Genomic DNA, 21025 nt, shown 5'->3' on the forward strand with positions numbered 1-21025 from the left:
CTGCTTGCGCGCGTTGGCGAAACCGGTCCAGGCGTCGGGCAGGCCGGTCAGCACGTGCGAGCTGCGGCAGCGGCGGACGTCGGCGGTGTAGGCGTCGAACACCCCGTCGTTGTGCGTCTTGCGGTACTTGGTGAAGATCTCGACCATCTGCGGGTCGGGCTCGTAGTCGAACGCCTTGAGCGAGGTGATCACGGTCTTGAGCCCACCGTTGGGCATGATCGCGCGCTTGAGCGGCGCGTCGGTCTGGAGGCCGACGATGAGCTCGTTCGCCTGGTCGATGTAGCCGGGCGCGTGCGACGTGATGGTCGACGGCGTGTGCTGGTCGACGTCGTAGACGCCCTTCGCGCGCTCGGCGGGGAACATCGCCGAGAGCTTCTCCCAGACGCCGGTCGTGCGGGCCGTCGCACCCGCGAGGAAGGCGCTGTCACCCTCGTACGGGGTGTAGTTGCGCTGGATGAAGTCGCGCACGTCGATGCGGTCCGCCCACGGACCCGGCGTGAACCCCTTCCAGGCGACAGGCGTGGCGCTCGCGAGGTCCTCGCGGCTGTGGGCGGTCGTGGTCGACATCTGTGCTCCTCGTGGGGTGGTCGATGTCTCGACGCTAGGGAGCAAATGATGGGATGTCTTAGGACCTTGGGCCCGCGGGCCGTCGAGAGAGGCGCACGTCACACTGCGCTCGAACGAACGTGCAGGTCAGACGGCCTTCCCCAGCGCCGTCAGCACGTCGCGGGCGATGTCCTCAGGCCGCAGCCGCAGGGTGTCCACGAGCTGGTCGACCGTCGCGTGGTCGAGGAACTGGCGCGGGATGCCGATGGCCTGCACCGGTGTGCCGATCCCGGCCTCGCGGCACCGCTGCGCGACGAGCGCACCGATGCCGCCGTCGACCACGCCGTCCTCGATCGTGACCGTGTGGTCGTGCGCGCCGACGAGCTTCGTGAGCGCCGCCGGGACGGGCATGACCCAGCGCGGGTCGACGACCGTGGCACGCAGCCCGTGCGCGGCCAGGATCTCGGCGGTCCGCAGGGCGGTGGTCGCCATCGCGCCGACGCCGACGACCAGGACCGACGGGCCCTGACCCTCGTGTCGCGCGAGCACGTCCACGCCGTCGACGTCCTCGATCGCCGGGACCGGGTCGCCCATCGCGCCCTTCGGGTACCGGACCACCGTCGGTGCGTCGTCGACGTCGACCGCCTCGCGCAGCGCGACGCGCAGCGTCTGCTCGTCGCGCGGCGCCGCGAGGCGCAGGCCCGGCACGACGCCGAGCACCGCCATGTCCCACATGCCGTTGTGGCTCGCGCCGTCGTCGCCGGTGAGCCCGGCGCGGTCGAGCACGAACGTGACGCCCGCGCGGTGCAGCGCGACGTCCATCAGCACCTGGTCGAACGCCCGGTTGAGGAACGTCGCGTACACCGCGACCACCGGGTGCAGTCCGCCGAACGCCATGCCCGCGGCCGACGTCGCCGCGTGCTGCTCCGCGATGCCCACGTCGAACACCCGCCCGGGGAACTCCTCCGCGAACGGCGCGAGCCCCACGGGCTGCAGCATCGCCGCGGTGATCGCGACGACGTCCTGGCGGCGCCGGCCGATCCGCACGATCTCGTCGGCGAACACGCTCGTCCAGCCGAACCGCGACGGCGCGAGCGGCAGACCCGTCTCGGGATGGATACGCCCGACGGCGTGGAACCGGTCGGCGATGTCCTGCTCGGCGGGCGTGTACCCGCGCCCCTTCTCGGTGATGACGTGCACGATGACGGGCCCGCCGAACGCCTTGGCGCGGGCGAGCGCGCGCTCGACGGCGGGCTCGTCGTGACCGTCGACCGGACCGACGTACTTGATGCCGAGGTCCTCGAACATGCCCTGCGGCGCGACGACGTCCTTGATGCCCTTCTTCAGGCCGTGCAGCGCGTCGTACGCCATCCGGCCCGGCGTCCCGGAGCGGCGCAGCGTGCGCTTGCCCCACGACAGGACGTTCTCGTACCCCTGCGTGGTGCGCAGCGTGTCGAGGTGGTGCGCGAGGCCGCCGATGGTCGGCGCGTACGAGCGGCCGTTGTCGTTGACAACCACCACGAGCCGGCGGTCCTGGCCCGCGGCGATGTTGTTGAGGGCCTCCCAGGCCATGCCACCGGTGAGGGCGCCGTCGCCGATCACGGCCACGACGTGCCGGTCCGCGCGCCCCTGCAGCTGGTTGGCCTTCGCGATGCCGTCGGCCCAGCTCAGCGCCGTCGACGCGTGCGAGTTCTCGACGACGTCGTGCTCGGACTCGGCGCGGCTCGGGTAGCCCGACAGCCCGCCCTGGCGGCGCAGCCGCGAGAAGTCGGACCGGCCCGTCAGCAGCTTGTGCACGTACGCCTGGTGCCCCGTGTCGAACACCATGGTGTCGAGCGGCGACTCGAACACGCGGTGCAGCGCGATGGTGAGCTCGACGACGCCGAGGTTCGGCCCGAGGTGGCCGCCCGTGCGCGAGACCTGCTCGACGAGGAAGGTGCGGATCTCGTCCGCGAGGTCCGTGACCTGGCGGGGGGTGAGCGCGCGCACGTCGGCCGGCGACCCGATGCTGTCGAGCTGTCCCATGGCGTCATCCTTCCTCGGTGCGGCGACGATGCCGCACGGTGCGGACTGCCGAAGGCTTGCCCCACTCTAGGACCCGAGCCGCCCTCCACGCCGCCGCGACCGGTCGGCCGCTCGTGGAGGCTGCGTGAAGAGACCGCGAGGCACCTGCGGCGCGGGGCCGCACCCTGGGGTCCGAGCGCGACCACCGACTACCATGGACCGGAAAGGGGACAACAACCCATGCGCTTCCTGCCCGGCCACGCGGCCACCTCCGACCTCACCTACGGCGACGTCTTCCTCGTCCCGTCGCGTTCCGAGGTCACCTCCCGCTTCGACGTCGACCTCTCGTCCGTCGACGGCACCGGCACCACCATCCCGATCGTCGTCGCGAACATGACGGCCGTCGCCGGCCGCCGGATGGCCGAGACGGTCGCCCGCCGCGGCGGCATCGCCGTGATCCCCCAGGACATCCCGACGGACGTGGTCGCCGACGTGGTCTCGTCCGTCAAGGCGCGCCACACCGTCGTCGAGAGCGCGGTCGTCGTCTCGCCGCACGACACCGTGCACACCGCGCTGACGCTGATCGGCAAGCGCGCGCACGGCGCGGCCGTGGTCGTCGAGGACGGCCGCCCCGTCGGCGTCGTCACCGAGGCCGACTGCCAGGGCGTGGACCAGTTCACGCAGGTCGCGCAGGTGATGACCGCGCACCCCACCACGGTCGACCTGAGCGTCGTCGAGGCCGGCGGCCCGCGCGGGCTCGAGGCCGCCTTCGAGCAGCTGCACGCGTCCCGCCGCAAGTTCTCCCCCGTGGTCCGCGACGGCGAGCTCGTCGGCGTGCTCACCCAGGTCGGTGCGCTGCGCTCGTCGATCTACACGCCCGCCGTCGACGCCGCCGGCCGGCTGCGCGTCGCCGCCGCCGTCGGCATCAACGGCGACGTCAAGTCCAAGGCCGCCGAGCTGCTCGACGCCGGGATCGACGTGCTCGTCGTCGACACCGCGCACGGCCACCAGCGCAAGATGCTCGACGCGCTCGGTGCCGTCCGCTCGCTCGACCCGCAGGTCCCCGTGGTCGCCGGCAACGTCGTGACCGCCGAGGGCACACGCGACCTCGTCGCCGCCGGTGCGGACATCGTCAAGGTGGGCGTCGGTCCCGGCGCGATGTGCACCACGCGCATGATGACGGCCGTGGGCCGCCCGCAGTTCTCGGCCGTGCTCGAGTGCGCCGCCGAGGCACGCCGGCTCGGCAAGCACGTGTGGGCCGACGGCGGCGTCCGGCACCCGCGCGACGTCGCGCTCGCGCTCGCCGCCGGCGCCTCGCAGGTCATGGTCGGCTCGTGGTTCGCCGGCACGCACGAGTCGCCCGGCGACCTGCACGACGACGGCCACGGCCGCCTCTACAAGGAGAGTTTCGGCATGGCGTCGGCACGTGCCGTCGCGGCCCGCACGCGGGGCGGCTCGGCGTTCGACCGGGCCCGCAAGGCGCTGTACGAGGAGGGCATCTCGTCGTCGCGGATGTTCCTCGACCCGCGTCGCCCGGGCGTCGAGGACCTCATCGACCACATCACCGCCGGCGTCCGCTCGGCGGCCACGTACGTGGGTGCCACGACGCTCGACGAGCTCCACGAGCGCGCCAACGTCGGCATCCAGTCCGCCGCCGGGTACGAGGAGGGGCGCCCGCTCCCGGACGGCTGGTGAGCGGGATGCGTCCCGTGCTGGTGCTGACGCACGCCCCGCACGAGGGGCCTGGCCGCATCGTGCCCGGGCTCGACGCGCCGGTGCAGGTCCGGACCGTGCTGGACCTCGCCGAGCCTCGCCTGCCCGCGCTCGACGCGCTGTCGGGCGTCGTCGTGATGGGTGGCCCGATGGACGCGGACGACGACCGCGGGCACCCCGGCCTCGCCGCCGAGCGACGGCTGCTCGCGGCGGCCGTCGACGCGGACGTCCCGGTCCTCGGCGTCTGCCTGGGCATGCAGCTGCTCGGCCTCGCGCTGGGCGCGCGCCTGCGCCGGCGCAGCGGCACCGAGATCGGCTTCGCCCCGGTCGACGTCGTCGCCGACGACCCGGTGCTCGGCGCTCTCGGCTCCCGTCCGACGGTGCTGCACTGGCACGCCGACTCGGTCGACCTGCCCGTCGGCGCGACCCTGCTCGCCTCGACACCGGCGACCCCCGTGCAGGCGTTCCGCGCCGGGAGCGCGCTCGGGCTGCAGTTCCACCCCGAGCTCGACGCGGGCATGCTCGACCTCTGGCTCACCACCCCGGACATGACCGCGGACCTGGACCCCGACGAGGTCGAGGCGATCCGGACCGCCGGCGCCACGCACCTGCCGACCCTCGTCCCGGCTGCCGAGAAGGCGTTCGCGACGTTCGGCGAGTCGGTCCGGGCCCGCGGGTGACGGGCCTGGGGGCCAGGGCCGAGCTGCTCGACCTGGTCCGCGCCGGGATCGACTGGCACATGGACGCCGGCCGGGTGCTGCCCGACCCGGTCACCGCTCGGCCCGCCGCCGTCCTCGTGCTGTTCGGCCACCTCGACGACCGGCCCGCGGACGCGGCGGCGCCGGCGGTCGCGCGAGACCTGGACGTGCTGCTGCAGCGCCGCTCGGCGACGCTCGGCCACCACGCCGGCCAGGTCTCGTTCCCGGGCGGCCGCATCGACGCGACCGACGCGGACGCCACCGACGCGGCGCTGCGCGAGGCCGTCGAGGAGACCGGTCTCGACCCGACAGGCGTGGAGGTCCTCGGTGAGCTCGCACCGCTCGCCCTGCCGGTGAGCAACTACCTCGTGACGCCGGTCCCCGCGTGGTGGACGCACCCGTCGCAGGTCGCCGCCGTCGACCACCGCGAGACCGTCGACGTGTTCCGCGTCCCGGTCGCCGACCTGCTGGACCCCGTGAACCGCGCGAGCGTCGAGCACCAGCGCGGCGACCGGCGTGTCCGGACCCCGGCGTTCGTCGTCGACGGCGTCCTGGTGTGGGGCTTCACCGCGATCGTGCTGTCCCGGATGTTCGACGCGCTGGGCTGGGCCGAGCCGTGGGACACCCGTAGGCTCGTCGACCCCCGCACCTGAGGAGCGTCGTGCCGCACCCGAACATCGAGGTCCAGGTCTCCGAGGACCTCGTCCGCACGCTGCTGCGCGCGCAGCAACCCGACCTGGCCGACCTTCCGCTGCGCTGGATCGGCACGGGCTGGGACAACGCGCTGTGGCGGCTCGGGGACGACCTCGCGCTGCGCTTCCCGGTGCGCGAGACGGCCGTGCCGCTCGTGACCCACGAGCAGCAGTGGCTGCCCGTGCTCGCCCCTCGCCTGCCGGTCGACGTCCCCGTGCCCGTGCGGGTCGGCGTCCCCGGCGCCGGCTACCCGTGGCCGTGGAGCGTCGTGCCGTGGTTCGACGCGGTCCCCGCCGGGCTCACCCCGGTCGAGTCCCGCGACGCGTGGTGCGAGCAGCTCGCCGACGTGTTCGTCGCGCTGCACCGCCCGGCCCCGGCCGACGCCCCGCCGAACCCCTTCCGGGGCGTGCCGATCGCACCGCGGCGAGCCGCCGTCGCCGACCGGGTCGCGGCCGTCGCACCCGCGCAGGCGGACCACGTGCTCGCCCGGTTCGACGAGCTCGCCGCGGCCCCCGCCTGGGACGGCCCGCCGCTGTGGCTGCACGGCGACCCGCACCCGGCGAACCTGCTCGTCCACGACGGTGCGCTCCGCGCGGTGATCGACTTCGGCGACGTCACGTCGGGCGACCCGGCCTCGGACCTCAGCACCGCGTGGCTGACGTTCGACGCCCGCGCGCGCGGCCGGTTCCGGGCCCGCGTCGACGCCGGGTGCGGCTGGGACGACGCGACCTGGCGCCGCGCGCAGGCATGGGCCCTGTCGATGTCGCTCGTCCTGCTCGCGCACCCCGACGAGTACCCGGACCTGGCCGCGATGGGCCGCCACGGGCTCGCGCAGGCCCTGGCCGACGACTGACCGCACCTCGATACTGGGCGGCATGGCCGACGAGCCGAAGACCCGTCCCACCGACGCGGACGTCGAGGCGTTCGTCTCCGCAGTGCCGCACCCGGTGCGCCGGCGCGACGCCCGGACCCTCGTCTCGCTCCTGACCCGCGTCACCGGTGAGCACCCGACGCTCTGGGGCCCGTCGATCGTCGGCTTCGGCACCTATCACTACCGGTACGCGTCCGGCCGCGAGGGGGACATGGCCGCGGTCGGCTTCTCGCCGCGCCGGGCGGCCACCACGATCTACCTGATGGACGGCGTCGACGCCCACGCCGACCTGCTCGAACGGCTCGGCCCGCACACCACCGGCAAGGGCTGCCTGTACGTCAAGGACCTCGACGACGTGGACCTCGGGGTGCTGGAGGCGGTCCTGCGCGCGTCCTGGTCGACGCTCACCGCCGGTGACGTCGGTCGTCGCCTGTCCGGACCGTCGGCCTGAGCCGTCGCCGTCGTGGCCGGTGTCGGAGGCCGCCCCTACGGTGGCACGCATGGCTCCCGGCACCACACTCGGGCTGGTCGGCGTCCCGTCGAGCGTCGCTGCTCATGCCCCCGGCCTCGAACGAGCGCCCGCTGCACTCCGGCGCGCCGGGCTCGTCGAGGCGCTCGGCGACCGCGTCGTCGACCACGGTGACACGACGCTCGCGCGGTGGCGGCACGACCCGCCCCGGCGCGGGACGCCGCACGACGTCGCGCGCGTCGCCGAGGTGCTCCACGAGGCACGCGCTGCGGTGGCCGGCGTCCTCGCAGACGGGCACCGTCCGCTCGTCCTCGGCGGCGAGTGCACCGTGACCGTGGCGGTGCTCGCGGCGTTCGCCGACGCGGGCCGCGACGTCGGCCTCGTGTACGTCGACGGCGGCCAGGACCTGCAGCTGCCCGCGGACCACCCGGACGAGCCGATCGCCGACTCGATGGGCGTCGCGCACCTCCTCGACCTGCCGGGCGCGCACGACGCGCTCGCGGGGCTCGGACCGCGCCGCCCGCTGCTCACGCCGGACCGGCTGGCGTTCGTGGGCTACTCGGACGACGAGGAGGACGTGCACGGGCAGGTCCCCTCGCTCCGACTGCCCGCCACCACCGTGACGGCCGACCCCGCCGCGGCGGCGCAGCGGGCGGTCGACACCGTCCGGGGTGCCGACGGTTTCGTGGTCCACCTCGACGTCGACGTGCTCGACTTCCTGGAGCTGCCGCTCGCGGACGTACCTACCTACGGCCACGGCCTGGCGGTCGACGACCTCGCGGCGCTCCTGCGGGCCCTGCTCGGGACCTCAGGGCTTGCCGGTCTCGTCGTCGCCGAGGCCAACCCCGACCGTGACGACGAGACCGGCACCCACCTGCGCACGCTCGTCGGGCTGCTGGTGGACGCGCTCACCGGCGAGCCGGCCTGAACCGTCGCACCGCCCGAGCCGTCGCACCACCCGAGCCGTCGCACCACCCGAGCCGTCGCACGGCTCGAGCCGTCGGAAGGCTGAGCCGTCGGAAGGCCGCGGCAGGCAGACACGGACGCGCCCGGCCCCCTGAGGGGACCGGGCGCGTCGAGGTGCTCGACGTCAGGCGACGCCGGCGACCTGCCGCAGCACGTACTGCAGGATGCCGCCGTTGCGGTAGTAGTCCGCCTCACCGGGCGTGTCGATGCGCAGGACCGCGTCGAACTGCACGACGGAGCCGTCCAGCTTGGTCGCCGTCACCGCGAGCGTCCGGGGCGTCGTGCCCTCGTTCAGCGCCGTGACGCCGGCGATGTCGAACGTCTCGGTGCCGTCCAGGCCCAGCGAGTCGGCCGACTCGCCGTCGGGGAACTGCAGCGGCAGGACGCCCATCCCGATGAGGTTGGAGCGGTGGATCCGCTCGAAGCTCTCGGTGATGACGGCGCGCACGCCGAGCAGCCGGGTGCCCTTGGCCGCCCAGTCGCGCGACGAGCCCGAGCCGTACTCCTTGCCGCCGAGCACGACGAGCGGGACGCCCGCCGCCTGGTACGCGGCCGACGCGTCGTAGATCGTCGTCTGCTCGCCCGTGAGCAGGTTCTTCGTGAACCCGCCCTCGACACCCGGCACCAGCTGGTTGCGCAGGCGGATGTTCGCGAACGTGCCGCGGATCATGACCTCGTGGTTCCCGCGGCGCGAGCCGTAGGAGTTGAAGTCACGACGCTCGACGCCGTGCTCCGCGAGGTACAGGCCGGCGGGGCTGTCGGCCTTGATGGAGCCCGCCGGGCTGATGTGGTCGGTCGTCACCGAGTCGCCGAGCTTCGCGAGCACGCGCGCACCGGAGATGTCCGTCACCGGGTCCGGCTGCGCCTGCATGCCCTCGAAGTACGGGGGCTTGCGCACGTAGGTCGACTGCTGGTCCCACTCGAAGGTGTTGCCCTCGGGCGTCTCGAGCGCGCGCCACCGGTCGTCGCCCGCGAACACGTCCGCGTAGTCCTCGGTGAACATCTGACGGTCGATCGACGCGTCGATGGTCGCCTGGACCTGCTCGGGCGCCGGCCAGATGTCCTTGAGGAAGATCGGGTGACCGGCCTCGTCACGGCCCAGCGGGTCGGACTCGAAGTCGAAGTCCATGGTGCCCGCGAGGGCGTACGCGATGACGAGCGGCGGCGACGCGAGGTAGTTCATCTTCACGTCGGGGTTGATGCGCCCCTCGAAGTTGCGGTTGCCGGACAGCACGGCGGCGACGGCCAGGTCGTGCTCCTGCACGACCTCCGAGACCTTCTCGTCGAGCGGGCCCGAGTTGCCGATGCACGTCGCGCAGCCGTAGCCGACCAGGTGGAAGCCGAGCTTCTCGAGGTACGGCCACAGGCCGGCCTTCTCGTAGTAGTTCGTGACGACCTGTGAGCCGGGCGCCATCGACGTCTTGACCCACGGCTTGGCCGTGAGGCCCTTCTCGACGGCGTTCTTGGCGAGCAGCGCGGCGGCGAGCATGACCGACGGGTTCGACGTGTTGGTGCACGACGTGATCGACGCGATCGCGACGGCGCCGTGGAACAGGTCGAACTCACGCCCCTGCGAGTCCGTCACCCCGAACGTGCGGACGGCCGCCGAGGAGATCGCGGGCGAGTCCGACGCGGGGAACGACTCCTCCTCCGCCTCGTCCACGAGGTTGAGCCCGGGCGCGTAGGTCGGCAGGTCGCGCTGGAACTGCTCCTTCGCCTTCGACAGCTCGATGCGGTCCTGGGGACGCTTCGGGCCGGCGATGGACGGGACGACCGTCGACAGGTCGAGCTCGAGGTACTCGGAGAACACCGGCTCGACGTAGGAGTCGAGCGTCGGGTCGAGCCACATCCCCTGCTCCTTGGCGTACGACTCGACGAGCGCGAGCTGGGCCTCGGAGCGGCCCGTGAGCCGCAGGTAGTCGATCGTCACGGAGTCGATCGGGAAGATCGCGACCGTCGAGCCGAACTCGGGGCTCATGTTGCCGATCGTCGCGCGGTTGGCGAGCGGCACGGCCGCGACGCCCTCGCCGTAGAACTCGACGAATTTGCCGACCACGCCGTGCTGGCGCAGCTTCTGCGTGATCGTGAGCACGACGTCCGTCGCGGTCACGCCGGCCGGGATGGTGCCCGTGAGCTTGAAGCCGACGACGCGCGGGATCAGCATCGACACCGGCTGGCCCAGCATCGCCGCCTCGGCCTCGATGCCGCCGACGCCCCAGCCCAGCACGCCGAGGCCGTTGACCATCGTGGTGTGCGAGTCGGTGCCGACGCACGTGTCGGGGTACGCACGTCCGTCACGCACCATGACGCCGCGGGCGAGGTACTCGATGTTGACCTGGTGCACGATGCCGGTGCCCGGCGGGACGACCTTGAAGTCGTCGAACGCCGTCTGCCCCCAGCGCAGGAACTGGTAGCGCTCGCGGTTGCGCTGGTACTCGAGCTCGACGTTGCGCTCGAACGCGTCGGCGCGGCCGGCGACGTCGATCTGCACGGAGTGGTCGATGACCATCTCGGCCGGGGCCAGCGGGTTGATGCGCGACGGGTCGCCGCCGAGCTCCGCGACGGCCTCACGCATGGTGGCGAGGTCGACGACGCACGGCACGCCGGTGAAGTCCTGCATGATCACGCGCGCCGGCGTGAACTGGATCTCCGTGTCGGGCTGGGCGTCCGGGTCCCACCCGGCGAGCGCGCGCACGTGGTCCGCCGTGATGTTGGCGCCGTCCTCGGTGCGCAGCAGGTTCTCCGCGAGCACCTTGAGGCTGAACGGGAGACGCTCGAGCCCGGGGACCGCGGAGAGGCGGTACACCTCGTACGAGGCTTCACCGACCTCGAGCGTTCCCTTCGAACCGAAGCTGTCGACGCTGCTCACGTGGGGCTCCTTCGCTGGCGAGTCTGCCGGTGGTGCTGCCGGGGAGAGGGGTCACCCGGACGGCGGGGCTGTGCGACCGTCCAGCCTACGTCGGCCGGTGTCGCAAACTATCTCGACGTCAAGATACATGCTCGGAGGCCTCCGCCGCACCTCTGCCCACGTCGTGACGCAGATCGACCCCCGACGCCGCCCAAGACGCACGGGGGTCGACGACCTGCACCGTCAGGCGGAGCCGCTCGCGTCCTTCTCCGCCTGGAGGGCGTCGAGCGCCTTGCGCTCCGCCTCCACGGCACGCTGGTGCGCGCGGGCGTCGTACTCGGGCGTGCCCTGCTTGTGCAGCTCCTGGGTCGCCAGCCGGCTCGCCTCGGCCAGCCGGTGCGCCGCGTCGTGCTCGCTCACCGTGCACTCCTGTTCCGCCGGCCGCCGCGGTCCGGCTCCGCGTTCCACGGTAGTCCGGGAGCCGGGTCGTCGCGCGCTCGCGACGGGTCCGTGGCCGGTCACCGGGTGAGGACGGCGACCGCCTCGACGTGGTGCGTCATCGGGAACAGGTCGAACGCCTTCAGGTCGGCCAGCGCGTAGCCGGCGTCGCCGAGCAGCGCGACGTCCCGCGCGAGCGCCGCGGGGTCGCATGCGACGTACACGACCCGCTCGGGCCGCAGCGCGGTGATCCCCTCGACGACCTTCCGGCCGGCGCCCGTGCGGGGCGGGTCGAGGACCACGACGTCGGCGTGCACCACGTCGGAGTCCGCGTCCTGCCGGCCGGTCAGCACCCGCGCGACGTCGCCCGCGTGCAGCTCGACGTGCGGTCGGTCGTGCACGTTGCGGCGGGCGTCGCGCACCGCACGCACGTCGCCCTCCACGGAGATGACCTCGCCCTGGTCCCCCACCGCGTCGGCGAGCGGCACGGTGAACAGGCCGGCGCCCGAGTACAGGTCGAGCACCGCGGCCCCGTCGACGTCGCCGACACCGGCCAGCACCGCACCGGCGAGCAGAGCGGGGGCCTCACGGTGCACCTGCCAGAAGCCGGCGGCGGCCACCCGGTAGTCGTACGTGCGCCCGTCGAGCAGCAGCCGCTCACGGACCGAGGTCCGGGCGTTCGGGCGCCGGTCGGGCTTGCCGCGGCGCAGGTCGAACGGCTCGCCGTCGACCAGGACGAGCGGCGCGTCGCCGTCCGCGGGCGCGACAGCCTCGATCGCGGCGCCGGCCGTCCAGCGGCGGCCGAACAGGTCGAGCTCCTCGATGGCCTCCGACGCGAGCGGCATCGACGTCAGCGCGTGCAGCTCGTGCGACCGGGACCCGCGCATCGCGGCACGGCCCTGGCCGTCGGCGACGAGGTCGATGCGCGTGCGCCACCGCAGCCCGCCACGCTCGTCGTCGCCGGGCGCGGCCTGCACCTCGACGGTGCGGTCGAGCTTCGCGAGGCGCCGCAGCTGCTCCTCGACGACCGCGGCCTTCCAGGCCCGCTGCGCGGGGAGTGCGACGTGCGCGAGCTCACCGCCCCCCACACCACCGGGCCCCGCCTCGGGCCACGCCGACGGCACCCGGTCGGGCGACGCCTCGAGCACCTCGACGGCGTCGGCGCGCCAGAACTTCGAGGTCTCCCCCGCCTCGGTCAGCCGAGCCCGCACCCGCTCGCCGGGCAGCGTGTGCCGGACGAACACCACGCGGCCCTCGTGCCGGGCGACGCAGTGCCCGCCGTGCGCGACGGGCCCGACCTCCAGCTCGACCAGGTCAGGGACGATCGCCTCAGTAGCCACGCGGAACGGTACCCCGGATGGGGTCCTCCAGCCCCGTCTGCCCCTCGGACGACGCGAGCTGCCACGGCACCGACGCGACGACGACACCGGGCGTGAACAGCAGGCGCCCCTTCAGGCGCAGCGCGCTCTGGTTGTGCAGCAGCTGCTCCCACCAGTGCCCCACGACGTACTCCGGGATGTACACGACGACGAGGTCGCGCGGGCTGTCACGGCGGATGGAGCGGACGTACGTGAGGACGGGCCGCGTGATCTCGCGGAACGGCGAGTCGAGCACCTTGAGGGGCACCGGCAGGTTCATGGCCTCCCACTGCTCGCGCAGCCGGTCGACGTCCTCCGGGTCCACACCGACCGTCACCGCCTCGATGTAGTGCGGGCGGGACGCGCGGGCGTACGCGAGGGCGCGCATCGTCGGCCGGTGCAGGTGCGAGACGAGCACGATCGCGTGCACCCGCGACGGGAGCGCGCGGGTCGCCTCGGCGTCGTCGCCGAGCGCGAGCTCGGCCCGCACGTGCGTGTAGTGCCCGTGGATGGCCTTCATCAGCGCGAACACCAGGATCATCGCGATGATCGCGATGTACGCGCCGTGCGTGAACTTGGTGATGAGCACGATGACGAGCACCGTCGCGGTCATGGCGAGGCCGATCGTGTTGATGACGCGCGACCGCTTCATCTGCGCACGACGGCTCGGGCTGGGCTCGGTGCGCAGCAGGCGGCCCCAGTGCCGGACCATGCCGAGCTGGCTGAGCGTGAACGAGACGAACACCCCGACGATGTACAGCTGGATGAGCCGGGTGACCTCGGCGTCGAACGCCCAGATCAGCGCGATCGCGACCAGCGCGAGCGTCACGATGCCGTTGGAGTACGCGAGCCGGTCGCCGCGCGTGTGGAGCTGGCGGGGCAGGTACCCGTCGCGCGCGAGGATCGAGCCGAGCACCGGGAACCCGTTGAACGCCGTGTTCGCCGCCAGGACGAGGATGAGGCCCGTCACGACCGCGACGAACACGATCGCGGGCGTGAACCCGTGGAACACGGTCTCGGCGAGCTGCGCGATCACGGGGTTCTGCACGTAGGAGTCGCCGACCGGCACCCCGTTCAGCAGCAGCTGGTTGGCCTCGTCGTCCGCGAACACCACGCCCGTGGCGCGTGCCAGCAGCAGGATTGACATGATCATCGTGATCGAGAGCCCGCCGAGCAGCGCGAGCGTCGTGGCGGCGTTCTTCGACTTCGGCTTCTTGAACGCCGGCACGCCGTTGCTGATCGCCTCGACGCCCGTCAGCGCCGCACACCCGGACGCGAACGCCCGCAGGATGAGGAAGAAGCCCGCGAGCCCCGCGAGGCCGTCGGAGAACCCGGGCTCGGTCGCGAGCTCGAACTGCGAGCTCGCCGCCATCGGCAGCGTCCCCAGGAAGAACCGGACGCCGCCGACGACCGCGACCGAACCGATCGCGAGCATGAACAGATACACCGGGATCGCGAAGGCGCTGCCCGACTCCTTGACGCCGCGCAGGTTCACGAGCGTGATGAGGATCACCAGGACGATCGCGAACGTCGCCTCGTGCCCGCGCAGTGCGGGCAGCGCGGTCGCGGCGTACTGCGCGCCCGAGGAGATCGACACTGCCACGGTGAGGATGTAGTCGACGAGGAGCGCGGACGCGACGGTCACGCCCGCGTTCGGCCCGAGGTTGACCGTCGCGACCTCGTAGTCACCGCCGCCCGACGGGTACGCGTGCACGTTCTGCCGGTACGACGCGACGACCGTGATCATCACGACGACCACGGCGAGGCCGACCCACGGGGAGATCACGAGCGCCGACATGCCCGCGAGCGAGAGCGTCAGCAGGATCTCGTCGGGTGCGTACGCGACGGACGACAGCGCGTCGGACGCGAACACGGGCAGCGCGATGCGCTTGGGGAGCAGGGTGTGGCCGAGCCGGTCGCTGCGGACAGGGCGTCCGAGGAGCAGTCGCTTGGCGGCATCCGAGAGGTCCGACACGATGACTGATGCTAGGCCGCCCGGAGCCCGCGAGCACCACTGCGACCGGGAGCGTCGCGCCGGGGCCTCACGGTGTCGCCGTCCCGCCCCCGCGACGCCGACACGGTATAGCGTGACGCCTCGTGCACTTCGTGATCATGGGATGCGGCCGCGTCGGCGCGACGCTCGCGCAGAACCTCGAGAGCAACGGCCACTCGGTCGCGGTCATCGACCAGAACCCCGAGGCGTTCCGGCGCCTCGACGCCGACTTCGGCGGGAACAAGGTCACGGGCCTCGGGTTCGACCGCGACACGCTGACCCAGGCGGGGATCGAGGACGCGTTCGGCTTCGCGGCCGTCTCCGACGGCGACAACTCGAACATCCTGGCCGCCCGCGTGGTGCGCGAGACGTTCGGGATCGAGAACGTGGTCGCGCGCATCTACGACCCGCACCGCGCCGAGATCTACCAGCGGCTCGGCATCCCGACGGTCGCGACCGTGCGGTGGACCGCGCACCAGGTGCTGCGGCGCATGCTCCCCATGGGCGCGACGGACGACTACCGCGACTCCTCGGGGCAGATCCAGCTCGCCCAGGTGGACGTGCACCAGGGCTGGATCGGCAAGCCTCTGCGCGCGCTCGAGGCCGCCAGCGGCGCCCGGATCGCCTACCTCACCCGCTACGGCGACGGCGTGCTGCCGACGTCCGACACCGTCCTCCAGGAGAACGACACCGTGCACGCGCTGCTCAGGGCCGACGACGCCGCGTTCGTGGAACGCACCCTCGCCAACGCGCCGGCGGTGACCGAGTGAGGGTCGTCATCGCCGGGGCCGGCTCGGTCGGCCGGTCGATCGCCCGTGAGCTCCTCGGCCACGACCACGAGGTCACGATCATCGACCGCCAGCCGTCCGCGATGCGGGTCGCGTCGGTCGCCGAGGCCGACTGGCTGCTCGCCGACGCGTGCGAGCTGCCGACGCTGCGCCAGGCCAAGGCCGACGAGTGCGACGTGGTCGTCGCGGCGACGGGCGACGACAAGGCGAACCTCGTCATCGCGTTCCTCGCGAAGACCGAGTTCGGCGTGCCGCGCACCGTCGCGCGGGTGAACAACCCGAAGAACGAGTGGATGTTCGACGAGGCGTGGGGCGTCGACGTGGCCGTGTCGACGCCGCGGATCATGACGGCCATGGTCGAGGAGGCCGTGACCGTCGGCGACCTGGTGCGGATCTTCACGTTCCACCAGTCGCGCGCCGACATCCTCGAGCTCACGCTGCCCGAGGACTCGCCGCTCGCGGGCGTGCGTGTCGGTCAGATCGCGTGGCCCGAGGACACGGTCCTCGCGTGCATCGTGCGCGACACCCGCCCGATCGCCCCCAGCGCGGACGACACCCTCGAGGGTCGCGACGAGCTGTTGTTCGTCACGGGGCGGGACGCGGACGAGGCGGAGCTGGAGAAGCTCCTGACCCGCGGACCAGCGTCCAGCTGATCCACAGCGCGAGGGCCGTCAGCGGGATGCCCATGACGAGCTTCGCGGTGCCGAGCCACCCGACCTCGGCGTCGAGGTAGAGCGGCACCTGCACCGCGAGGCGGGCACCGAACATGGCGACCCACGGCCACGTGGCCAGCGTGTAGCGACGACGCAGGTCGCGGTCGTCGTGCCACGCGACGGCAGCGCCCCACGTGCCGCCGGTGATCGGGCCGTCCTTGTGGAACAGGCCGACGACGAGGCCGACGAGTGGCCAGCCGACGACGATCGACGCGAGCGTGCCGACCAGGTACACGACGTTGACCCAGAGCCCGTACAGGAAGTAGTTCTGCGCCTGACCGGACTTCCAGGCCCAGATGACGCCGATGCCGACGCCGAGCAGCCCGGAGAAGGCCTGCGTCACGGGCGTGCGCTGCACGAGCCGCACGACGACCGCGACCAGAGCGGCCGCCGACGCGGCGACGAGCGCGGGCGTGAGCTGCTGTCCCGAGACGAGGTAGACGACGACGAAGAGCAGACCGGGCGCGACCGACTCGACGACTCCGCGCACACCGCCGACCGCGTCGGAGGCGGAGAACTCCTCCCCCGTCAGCGCCCGCATGCCACGCAGGCCGCCCTCCTCGGGCTGCACGACGTCGTCGACCGCCTCGAGCGCGTGGTCCGCGGTCGTCTCGTGCGGCTGGTCCTGAGGGTGCTCGCGCTCACTCACCGGGACGCGGCCGCAGCTCGTACTTCGGGTTGAACACGGTGCGCCGGCCGTCGACCAGGCACACGAGCCCCTCGATCTTGGCGCGCCGGCCGGGCGCGACGCCCGCGATCTCCCGGCGACCGAGCCACACGAGGTCGAGCGTGCCGCTGCCGTCGTAGAGCTCCGCCTCGAGCGCCGGGACGCCCTCGCGGGGGCGCAGCGTGACCGACCGGATGACTCCCGACACGCTTGCGCGCGACCGGTTCGTGAGCTGGTCGACGGGCGTGCAGCCGACGGCGCGGACCGCGTCGGCCCGCTCCTCGTCCGCCTCGATCTCAGCCTGCGACGCGACGACCTTGCGCAGGCGGTCCTTGAGCGTCATCGGATCTCCGTGATCTCCGGTCCGCGGGTCATGGGGTCGAACCCGGGAGCCTGCGCCGGTGCCTCCGCCGCAGACCCGGCCGGGCCGGGCAGGCGCAGCGCGAGCAGGTCACGCGGCGGCAGCGCCTCGGTGCCGCGCACCACGACGATGCCGGCGAACACCTTCTCGAGGGTCTGGGCGGCCTCGGGCTCGACGGCCGCGCGGCCCGACAGCACGCCGCGCAGGAACCACCGCGGGCCGTCGGTGCCGATGAACCGCGCGGGGCGGTGACCGGTCCGGCCCTCGGGCGTCCGGACGGGCAGGCGGGCGAGCAGCTCACGGCCGAACGGACCGGGCAGGTCGTCGACCGAGCCACCCTGCTGGGTCACCGACTCGGCGATCTCCGCACGGATCTCGTCCCAGATGCCCTCGCTGCGCGGCGCAGCGAACGCCTGCACCTGCAGCGACGAGCCGTCGAGCAGCACGGACGCCGCCGAGACCACGTTGGTGGCCTTGTCGATCTCCATGCGCAGCTCCATGCCGGGGACCCCGGGGAGCTTGATGGCGCCGAGGTCGACCCGGGGCTGCTCGTCGTCGACCTCGTCGACGTCCCACGGCCCCGAGGTGCGCACCGGCAGCGCCGGCGCCGCCTCGGCCGTCTCGTCGGTGCTCACGTCGTCAGCGCCCGTGGGCTCGACGACGTCGTCGGTGACGGAGTCCTTGCCGCCACGCCGGAACAGACCCACGACTCACTCCTTCTCGGCGCGCACGTGCACGCCGTACCTGGCAACGGTAGCCCCGCGTGCGGCGGCCACCTAGCCGGCCACCTCGGCGGTGTCGGCGGACGCGACGGGCGCGTGCCAGCCGCCGCTCGAGCCGAACCCGCCCTCGCCGCGGTGCGAGCCGGGCAGCCGTTCGACGTCCACGAACCGGACACGCTCGACGCGCTGGATGACGAGCTGCGCGATCCGGTCGCCCCGGTGCAGCACCAGCGTCTCGGTGGCGTCCGTGTTGAGCAGCGTCACCGCGATCTCGCCACGGTAGCCGGCGTCGACCGTGCCCGGTGCGTTGACGATCGTCAGGCCGTGCTTGGCCGCGAGGCCCGAGCGCGGGTGCACGAAGGCCGCGAAACCGTCGGGCAGCGCGATAGCGACGCCCGTCGGGACCGTCGCGCGGCCCCGCGGCGGCAGCGTCACGTCGACGCGGGCGACGAGGTCGGCGCCGGCGTCACCGGGGTGCGCGTACGAGGGTGCGGGGAGGTCCGGGTCGAGGCGGAGCAGGAGCACCTCGGTGCTGGTTTCGGCCGTCACGGGGCCCGACCCTACCCGGACGGGTGGGATGCTGGGGGCATGCCCGACCTGCCCGACGGACTTCCCGCGCCCGCCACCGGACCCGCGGACGGAGGGACCGTCCCACCCGTCTGGTCCGAGCGCCTGTGGCCCGGTGCGCTCGCGTGGGTGCTGCTCGTCGTCCTCGCCGCGATGGTCGGCATCGCGCTCACGCCCGTCGACCCCCGAGCGGGCGCCGGTGCCGCGGCGCTCACCGTCCTCGTCGGCGCGGTCGTCCTGCTGCGCACGTCGCCCGTGGTGGAGGTCGCCGACGGCGAGCTGCACGCCGGCGCCGCCCGCATCCCCCTCGCCGTGCTCGGCGAGGTCCGCGCTCTCGACGCCACGCAGACGCGGGCCGAGCTGGGTCCACGCCTCGACGCGCGGGCGCACCTGTGCCACCGAGGCTGGGTCCCCACCGCGGTCCGCGTCGAGGTGCACGACCCGCACGACCCGACGCCCTACTGGATCGTGTCGACGCGGCGCCCGGCGCAGCTCGTCGCGGCGGTCCGGGACGCCTGAGGGGCTCGTCGAGAGCGCCACGGTCGCGCTCCCACACGCGGACGGCCGACCACCCGTGAGGGTGATCGGCCGTCGTCAGTCGATCGGTGCTGCGTGCAGCGTCAGGCGGCGCACTCCGAGCACACCGGCTGCCCGTTGCGCTCGTAGGCGAGCTGGCTGCGGTGGTGCACCAGGAAGCAGTGGGAGCACGTGAACTCGTCCGCCTGGCGGGGCAGGACCCGCACGGAGAGCTCCTCGCCCGAGAGGTCGGCACCAGGGAGCTCGAACCCTTCGGCGGCCTCGGTCTCGTCCTCGTCCACCACGCCGGAGTTCTTGTCCGAGCGCCGAGTCTGGAGCTCCTGGAGCGAGTCCTCGCTCAGGTCCTCCTCGGTCTTGCGCGGGGCGTCGTAGTCGGTAGCCATGTGTGGCGTCACACTCCGTGGTCCAGGTGGATTGTCGTACGCGGGATCAATGCCGCAGAGACAGGTTTTGTTCCCGTGCGCGGTGGGATTCTGCACCACATCTGGCGCGGTTGCGAACACGGACACGTGACCACATTCGTAGGCGTCTCTCGCGCCCGTTTTCACATGTCCGAGTCGGCCCGCATCTCTTCGAGCACGGACACCAGCTCGGCCACCTGAGACGGGTGCCCGGCGACCGCCATGTCGACACCCGCCGGCCGCCCGTGCAGGCCTGCGACCAGGGCGCCCGCCTCCTGCGCGACGAGACTCGCGGCCGCCAGGTCCCACGGCGCGAGGCCCCTTTCGTAGAACAGGTCGAGACCCCCGAACGCCAGCGTGCACAGCTCGATCGCCGCAGAACCGTTGCGACGAATGTCACGCACCCGAGGCAACAGCTCGACGAGCACACGTGCCTGGGAACGCCGGCGCGACGCGAGGTATCCGAAGCCGGTGCCGACGAGGCAGCCGCTCAACGGTCGCGCTTCCCCGATGCTCAGCCGGCGCCCGTCCAGGTACGCGCCCCGACCGTGGCCTGCGGTGAACGTGCGGCCGTCCGCGGGCGCGTGCACGCAGCCGGCGAGCACGGTCCACGTCGCCGGGTCGGGCGCCCTCCCGTCGTCGCCGACGGGGCCGACCACCGCCGCGATCGACACGGCGTACGACGGGATGCCGTAGAGGTAGTTGACGGTGCCGTCGATCGGGTCGACGACCCACGTGACCCCTGACGTGCCCGGCACGAAGCCCTGCTCCTCGCCGAGGATCCCGTCCCGCGGCCGCAGCTCGGCGAGGCGGCGCCGCACGAGCTCCTCCGACGCGAGGTCCATCGCCGTCACGACGTCGACCGCGCTCGACTTGGTGCCGGCCACCTCGACCCTGTCGGGGCGCCCCTCGTGCACCAGCCGTCCCGCCTCGCGCGCCACCTGCTCGGCGATCGCGACGAGCTCGTCCACCTGGTCCGCTGCCATCCGGGGGTCGGTCACGCCGTCCATCCTGCCGGACGCGGTCAGAGCCCCGCCTTGCCCCGCCACGGACCGGGCACGCTCAGCCGCAGGCGCAGGGCCGCCACCCGCAGGACGAAGATGACGAGCACGATCCCCACGCTCGCCGAGAGACCGAGCACACCGAGCTCTGAGAGCACGACGGTCACGCTCGCCCCGAGGAGCGCCGGGGTGGCGTACAGCTGCCGGTCCTGCAGCACGACCGGCACCTCGGCGGTCAGCAGGTCGCGCAGCACTCCCCCGCCGACGCCGGTCATGACGCCGACGAGCACCGCCGCGACCGGGGTCGCGCCGTACTCGAGCCCCTTCAGGGTGCCGACCACCGTGAACAGCGCGAGGGCGCCCGCGTCGAGCACGACGATGAACCGCCGGGCCCGTTCCAGGCGAGGGTGGAAGAAGTACATGACCGCCCCGCCGAGCACGGCGGTGACGATGAACCGCCAGTCCGAGATGCCCACGGGCGGGACGGCGCCGATGAGCACGTCGCGCAGCATGCCGCCGCCCAGGCCGGCGGCCCAGCCGAGCACCAGGATGCCGAACGCGTCGAGCTGCTTGCGCACCCCGGCGAGCGCGCCGGCCATCGCGCCGACGAACACCCCGAAGATCTCCAGGACGGGCTCGAGCGGGATCTCGGTGATCACGCTCGGCATCAT

At 73.1% G+C, this 21025-nt stretch carries 22 protein-coding genes; 9 read left to right on the forward strand and 13 right to left on the reverse strand.

The features are described 5' to 3' along the window. Both J7523_RS14505 and dxs read right to left on the reverse strand, forming a co-directional pair. On the reverse strand, positions 1–567 hold a 567-nt coding region (locus J7523_RS14505), incomplete at its 3' end, for a pyruvate formate lyase family protein (RefSeq protein WP_291887989.1). A 126-nt stretch (positions 568–693) separates the two neighbouring features. Then, a complete protein-coding gene (dxs, locus tag J7523_RS14510; protein WP_291887992.1) occupies positions 694–2571 on the reverse strand; it encodes a 1-deoxy-D-xylulose-5-phosphate synthase in 1878 nt (625 codons plus the stop codon). Between the two features lie 219 nt (positions 2572–2790). Between dxs and J7523_RS14515 the strand changes: the two genes are divergently transcribed. Genes J7523_RS14515 through J7523_RS14540 form a run of 6 tightly spaced genes read left to right on the forward strand, consistent with a single transcriptional unit; the run spans position 2791 to position 7922 of the window. Beyond that, entirely contained in the window at positions 2791–4245 is a 1455-nt protein-coding gene (locus J7523_RS14515; protein ID WP_291887996.1) for a GuaB1 family IMP dehydrogenase-related protein, read from the forward strand. A 5-nt stretch (positions 4246–4250) separates the two neighbouring features. After that, entirely contained in the window at positions 4251–4943 is a 693-nt protein-coding gene (locus tag J7523_RS14520; RefSeq protein WP_291888104.1) for a gamma-glutamyl-gamma-aminobutyrate hydrolase family protein, read from the forward strand. Positions 4944–5002: 59 nt separating this feature from the next. Next, the gene (locus J7523_RS14525) at positions 5003–5614 is read left to right on the forward strand and encodes a CoA pyrophosphatase (RefSeq protein ID WP_291888107.1); all 612 of its coding nucleotides are present in this window, start codon (positions 5003–5005) and stop codon (positions 5612–5614) included. Between the two features lie 8 nt (positions 5615–5622). Next, the gene (locus J7523_RS14530) at positions 5623–6507 is read left to right on the forward strand and encodes a phosphotransferase (RefSeq protein ID WP_291887999.1); all 885 of its coding nucleotides are present in this window, start codon (positions 5623–5625) and stop codon (positions 6505–6507) included. 22 nt (positions 6508–6529) lie between these two features. Then, a complete protein-coding gene (locus tag J7523_RS14535; RefSeq protein ID WP_291888004.1) occupies positions 6530–6976 on the forward strand; it encodes a DUF1801 domain-containing protein in 447 nt (148 codons plus the stop codon). Between the two features lie 49 nt (positions 6977–7025). Then, positions 7026–7922 (forward strand): arginase family protein, encoded by an 897-nt coding sequence (locus J7523_RS14540; protein WP_291888006.1) that lies wholly within the window; start codon positions 7026–7028, stop codon positions 7920–7922. 162 nt (positions 7923–8084) lie between these two features. Here the strand turns inward: J7523_RS14540 and acnA are convergent, their stop codons facing one another. The 4 genes from acnA to J7523_RS14560 form a co-directional block, all read right to left on the reverse strand. Beyond that, positions 8085–10829: an aconitate hydratase AcnA gene (gene acnA, locus J7523_RS14545; protein ID WP_291888009.1), complete on the reverse strand. Its 2745-nt coding sequence runs from the start codon at positions 10827–10829 to the stop codon at positions 8085–8087. A 222-nt stretch (positions 10830–11051) separates the two neighbouring features. Next, a complete protein-coding gene (locus J7523_RS14550) occupies positions 11052–11228 on the reverse strand; it encodes a translation initiation factor 2 (RefSeq protein ID WP_291888012.1) in 177 nt (58 codons plus the stop codon). Positions 11229–11326: 98 nt separating this feature from the next. Next, positions 11327–12586, reverse strand: a complete 1260-nt coding sequence (locus J7523_RS14555; RefSeq protein ID WP_291888015.1) for a TRAM domain-containing protein — start codon at positions 12584–12586, stop codon at positions 11327–11329. After that, positions 12576–14579: an APC family permease gene (locus J7523_RS14560; RefSeq protein WP_291888018.1), complete on the reverse strand. Its 2004-nt coding sequence runs from the start codon at positions 14577–14579 to the stop codon at positions 12576–12578. The genes J7523_RS14555 and J7523_RS14560 overlap by 11 nt, the downstream gene beginning before the upstream one ends. A gap of 137 nt (positions 14580–14716) precedes the next feature. On the opposite strand from J7523_RS14560, the gene J7523_RS14565 reads away from it, so the two are divergent. Both J7523_RS14565 and J7523_RS14570 read left to right on the forward strand, forming a co-directional pair. Then, the gene (locus J7523_RS14565; protein ID WP_291888110.1) at positions 14717–15367 is read left to right on the forward strand and encodes a TrkA family potassium uptake protein; all 651 of its coding nucleotides are present in this window, start codon (positions 14717–14719) and stop codon (positions 15365–15367) included. Then, on the forward strand, positions 15364–16038 hold the full coding sequence (locus tag J7523_RS14570; RefSeq protein WP_291888021.1) for a TrkA family potassium uptake protein: 675 nt from the start codon (positions 15364–15366) through the stop codon (positions 16036–16038). The genes J7523_RS14565 and J7523_RS14570 overlap by 4 nt, the downstream gene beginning before the upstream one ends. Here J7523_RS14570 and J7523_RS14575 read toward each other — a convergent pair. The 4 genes from J7523_RS14575 to dut form a co-directional block, all read right to left on the reverse strand. After that, positions 15971–16747: a DUF3159 domain-containing protein gene (locus tag J7523_RS14575; protein WP_363267072.1), complete on the reverse strand. Its 777-nt coding sequence runs from the start codon at positions 16745–16747 to the stop codon at positions 15971–15973. The genes J7523_RS14570 and J7523_RS14575 overlap by 68 nt on opposite strands. Then, positions 16740–17108, reverse strand: a complete 369-nt coding sequence (locus J7523_RS14580; protein ID WP_291888024.1) for an OB-fold nucleic acid binding domain-containing protein — start codon at positions 17106–17108, stop codon at positions 16740–16742. The genes J7523_RS14575 and J7523_RS14580 overlap by 8 nt, the downstream gene beginning before the upstream one ends. Further along, entirely contained in the window at positions 17105–17833 is a 729-nt protein-coding gene (locus J7523_RS14585; RefSeq protein WP_291888027.1) for a DUF3710 domain-containing protein, read from the reverse strand. Before J7523_RS14585 ends, J7523_RS14580 begins: the two co-directional genes overlap by 4 nt. Before the next feature lie 69 nt (positions 17834–17902). Then, entirely contained in the window at positions 17903–18397 is a 495-nt protein-coding gene (dut, locus tag J7523_RS14590) for a dUTP diphosphatase (RefSeq protein WP_291888030.1), read from the reverse strand. A gap of 39 nt (positions 18398–18436) precedes the next feature. Here dut and J7523_RS14595 point away from each other — a divergent pair, with 39 nt between their 5' ends. Next, on the forward strand, positions 18437–18934 hold the full coding sequence (locus tag J7523_RS14595; protein WP_291888033.1) for a DUF3093 domain-containing protein: 498 nt from the start codon (positions 18437–18439) through the stop codon (positions 18932–18934). Positions 18935–19035: 101 nt separating this feature from the next. Here J7523_RS14595 and J7523_RS14600 read toward each other — a convergent pair whose 3' ends face one another. The 3 genes from J7523_RS14600 to J7523_RS14610 all read right to left on the reverse strand — a co-directional run bounded on the left by J7523_RS14600 (position 19036) and on the right by J7523_RS14610 (position 21022). After that, complete coding sequence (locus J7523_RS14600) at positions 19036–19335, reverse strand: DUF4193 domain-containing protein (RefSeq protein WP_291888036.1); 300 nt, start codon at positions 19333–19335, stop codon at positions 19036–19038. Between the two features lie 161 nt (positions 19336–19496). Further along, the gene (locus J7523_RS14605) at positions 19497–20339 is read right to left on the reverse strand and encodes an inositol monophosphatase family protein (RefSeq protein WP_291888116.1); all 843 of its coding nucleotides are present in this window, start codon (positions 20337–20339) and stop codon (positions 19497–19499) included. A gap of 38 nt (positions 20340–20377) precedes the next feature. After that, positions 20378–21022, reverse strand: a complete 645-nt coding sequence (locus J7523_RS14610) for a TRIC cation channel family protein (RefSeq protein ID WP_291888119.1) — start codon at positions 21020–21022, stop codon at positions 20378–20380. Positions 21023–21025 lie beyond the last annotated feature (3 nt).

Origin of the sequence: Cellulomonas sp. (assembly GCF_017744555.1) — a bacterium.
In the GTDB taxonomy this organism is placed as follows: domain Bacteria; phylum Actinomycetota; class Actinomycetes; order Actinomycetales; family Cellulomonadaceae; genus Cellulomonas.

Excerpts from the sequence above, each read along its gene's own strand:
- dxs (WP_291887992.1), bottom strand. The coding sequence starts at position 2,571 with ATGGGACAGCTCGACAGCATCGGGTCGCCGGCCGACGTGCGCGCGCTC.
- J7523_RS14515 (WP_291887996.1), top strand. The coding sequence starts at position 2,791 with ATGCGCTTCCTGCCCGGCCACGCGGCCACCTCCGACCTCACCTACGGC.
- J7523_RS14520 (WP_291888104.1), top strand. The coding sequence starts at position 4,251 with ATGCGTCCCGTGCTGGTGCTGACGCACGCCCCGCACGAGGGGCCTGGC.
- J7523_RS14525 (WP_291888107.1), top strand. The coding sequence starts at position 5,003 with ATGGACGCCGGCCGGGTGCTGCCCGACCCGGTCACCGCTCGGCCCGCC.
- J7523_RS14535 (WP_291888004.1), top strand. The coding sequence starts at position 6,530 with ATGGCCGACGAGCCGAAGACCCGTCCCACCGACGCGGACGTCGAGGCG.
- J7523_RS14540 (WP_291888006.1), top strand. The coding sequence starts at position 7,026 with ATGGCTCCCGGCACCACACTCGGGCTGGTCGGCGTCCCGTCGAGCGTC.
- J7523_RS14565 (WP_291888110.1), top strand. The coding sequence starts at position 14,717 with ATGGGATGCGGCCGCGTCGGCGCGACGCTCGCGCAGAACCTCGAGAGC.
- J7523_RS14580 (WP_291888024.1), bottom strand. The coding sequence starts at position 17,108 with ATGACGCTCAAGGACCGCCTGCGCAAGGTCGTCGCGTCGCAGGCTGAG.
- J7523_RS14595 (WP_291888033.1), top strand. The coding sequence starts at position 18,437 with ATGCCCGACCTGCCCGACGGACTTCCCGCGCCCGCCACCGGACCCGCG.
- J7523_RS14600 (WP_291888036.1), bottom strand. The coding sequence starts at position 19,335 with ATGGCTACCGACTACGACGCCCCGCGCAAGACCGAGGAGGACCTGAGC.
- J7523_RS14605 (WP_291888116.1), bottom strand. The coding sequence starts at position 20,339 with ATGGCAGCGGACCAGGTGGACGAGCTCGTCGCGATCGCCGAGCAGGTG.
- J7523_RS14610 (WP_291888119.1), bottom strand. The coding sequence starts at position 21,022 with ATGCCGAGCGTGATCACCGAGATCCCGCTCGAGCCCGTCCTGGAGATC.